The organism is Kitasatospora sp. NPDC091257 (genome assembly GCF_044757675.1).
Classification (GTDB): domain Bacteria; phylum Actinomycetota; class Actinomycetes; order Streptomycetales; family Streptomycetaceae; genus Kitasatospora; species Kitasatospora lactacystinica.
Map to the genome: position 1 here is coordinate 1 of NZ_JBIVVI010001383.1, position 2172 is coordinate 2172.

Consider the following 2172-nt stretch of genomic DNA (forward strand, 5'->3'; position numbering starts at 1 on the left):
GGGGGGGGGGGCGGGCGCCCCCCCCCCCCCCCCCCGCGGCTCCGCCCTCCCCGCCGCCCACGTAGCTCCGACATCCGGCAGCCGTGCCCAGGAGGGACATTCCCGCCGCAACCAGTAGCAATCTGCGCGAAGTAATCTGACGATCTGACAGCATTGTGGATGCATGCCCCGGCCGTCGCCGCCCCTCCCGGGGGCAACTCCGACGGCCCCGATCACCACTCCGACGGCCCAGGGCCATCGGCCGTCCACCCCGCCCCCGAAGATCTTCCACGGATCTTCCCCGACCGGACGCTCCACCTCCTGTCCGGACCGCTACGCTGTGCCTTCCCCAGTGTGATGATCTGCCATCAGAGGACGTGGCCATGACGACAAGTCAGGACTCCCCCCGCCCGGGCCCGCAGGACGACGACTCCCCCGAGCTCAGCCAGTGGGAACGTTTCGGCGTCGACACCACCGCCCCGCACTCTGCGCGCGTGTACGACTACTGGCTGGGCGGGAAGACCAACTTCCCGCCGGACCGCGCCATGGGGCAGGCCATCGAGCAGGCCGTTCCCAGCGTCAAGGCGATGGCCAAGGCCAACCGGGCGTTCCAGGGCCGGGCCGTGCGCTACCTGGCCCGGGAGCACGGCATCCGCCAGTTCCTCGACCTCGGCACCGGCATCCCGACCTCGCCGAACACCCACGAGATCGCCGAGGCGGTCAGCCCCGGGACCCGGGTGGTCTACGTCGACAACGACCCGATCGTGCTCGCCCACGCCCGCGCGCTGATGGTCTCCAGCCCGGCCAGCCGCACCACCTACATCCACGCCGACCTGCGCAAGCCCGAGGAGCTGTTCGCCGACCCGGCGCTCACCGCCACCCTCGACCTCACCCAGCCGGTCGGCCTGCTGATGATCGCCGTCCTGATGCTGATCGCCGACGAGGACGACCCGTGGGGCCGGGTGGCCGCGCTGCGCGACGCCCTTCCGGCCGGCAGCTGCATCGCCCTGACCACCCCGACCCCGGACTTCGACCCGGAGGCCGTCGGCAAGGTCGCCGAAGCCGCCCGGGCCGGCGGGATGACCCTGGTGCCGCGCGGCTACGACGACGTGGTCCGCTTCTTCGACGGCTGGGATCTGGTCGAGCCGGGCGTCGCCCCGGTGCTGGCCTGGCGCCCGGACGGCGAGCCCCCGGCCGACCCGAAGGCCGCGTACTACTGGGGCGGCGTCGCCATCAAGCGCTGACCGACGAACGCCGGGTGGGACGGCCGCGAACCGTCCCACCCACCGCGGCCGTCACTTCAGCAGCCGCGACAGCCGCCGGTCCGCCAGCGGCTTGCCCCCGGTCTGGCAGGTCGGGCAGTACTGGAACGAGGAGTCCGCGAAGGACACCTCACGAATCGTGTCCCCGCAGACCGGGCAGGGCTGACCGGTCCGGCCGTGCACCCGCAGCCCGAGCTTCTTCTCCGCCTTCAGCTCCCCCGCCGCCAGCCCGCGCGAACGCTCCACCGCCTCGCGCAGCGTGCCGCCCAGCGCCTCGTACAGCCGGGCCACCTCGTCCTCCGTCAGGCTCCCGGCGAGCTTGTACGGCGACATCCGGGCCGCGTGCAGCACCTCGTCCGAGTAGGCGTTGCCCATCCCCGCCAGCACACCCTGGTCCCGCAGCACACCCTTGAGCCGCCGCCGCTCGCCGTGCAGCAGCACCGCGAAGTCCGCCAGGGTGAACGCCGGGTCCAGCGGGTCCGGCCCGAGCCGGGCCACCCCCGGCACCTCCGCCGGATCCCGCACCACGTACACCGCCAGCCCCTTCTTCGACCCCGCCTCGGTGAGGTCGAACCCGTCCCCGGCCTCACCCGCCAGCCGCACCCGCAACGCCAACGGGTTGCGCGGCCCCGGCCGCGGCGGCTCGACGGGCAGGCCCTCCTTCCACCGCAGCCAACCGGCCCGGGCCAGGTGAACCACCAGGTGCAGCCCCTCGGCCTCGACGTCCAGGAACTTCCCGCGCCTGCCCACCGCCCCGACCGTCCGCCCCTCCAACGCCGTCACCGGCGGGTCGTACGTCTTCAGCGCACTGATCGCCACCGGCTGCACCCGAGCGATCACCCGCCCGATCAACCGCTCGGACAAAAAGACACTCAACGCCTCGACCTCGGGCAGCTCCGGCATGCGCCCAGTCTCCCCCACCCCACCACCC

2 protein-coding genes are annotated in these 2172 nt (G+C 73.2%); one reads left to right on the forward strand and one right to left on the reverse strand.

The annotated features are described in order from the left end of the window. The first annotated feature begins 362 nt into the window (after nt 1-362). Nucleotides 363-1223, forward strand: coding sequence for an SAM-dependent methyltransferase (locus ACIQOV_RS38515; protein WP_387686810.1), 861 nt, complete (start codon nt 363-365; stop codon nt 1221-1223). A 51-nt stretch (nt 1224-1274) separates the two neighbouring features. On the opposite strand, the gene ACIQOV_RS38520 is transcribed toward ACIQOV_RS38515, so the two are convergent. Continuing rightward, a complete protein-coding gene (locus ACIQOV_RS38520; RefSeq protein WP_401055442.1) occupies nt 1275-2144 on the reverse strand; it encodes an Fpg/Nei family DNA glycosylase in 870 nt (289 codons plus the stop codon). Between the last annotated feature and the right edge of the window lie 28 nt (nt 2145-2172).

Bases quoted from the DNA above. Each gene is read 5' to 3' on its own strand.
- ACIQOV_RS38515 (WP_387686810.1), top strand. From the start codon at position 363: ATGACGACAAGTCAGGACTCCCCCCGCCCGGGCCCGCAGGACGACGAC.
- ACIQOV_RS38520 (WP_401055442.1), bottom strand. From the start codon at position 2,144: ATGCCGGAGCTGCCCGAGGTCGAGGCGTTGAGTGTCTTTTTGTCCGAG.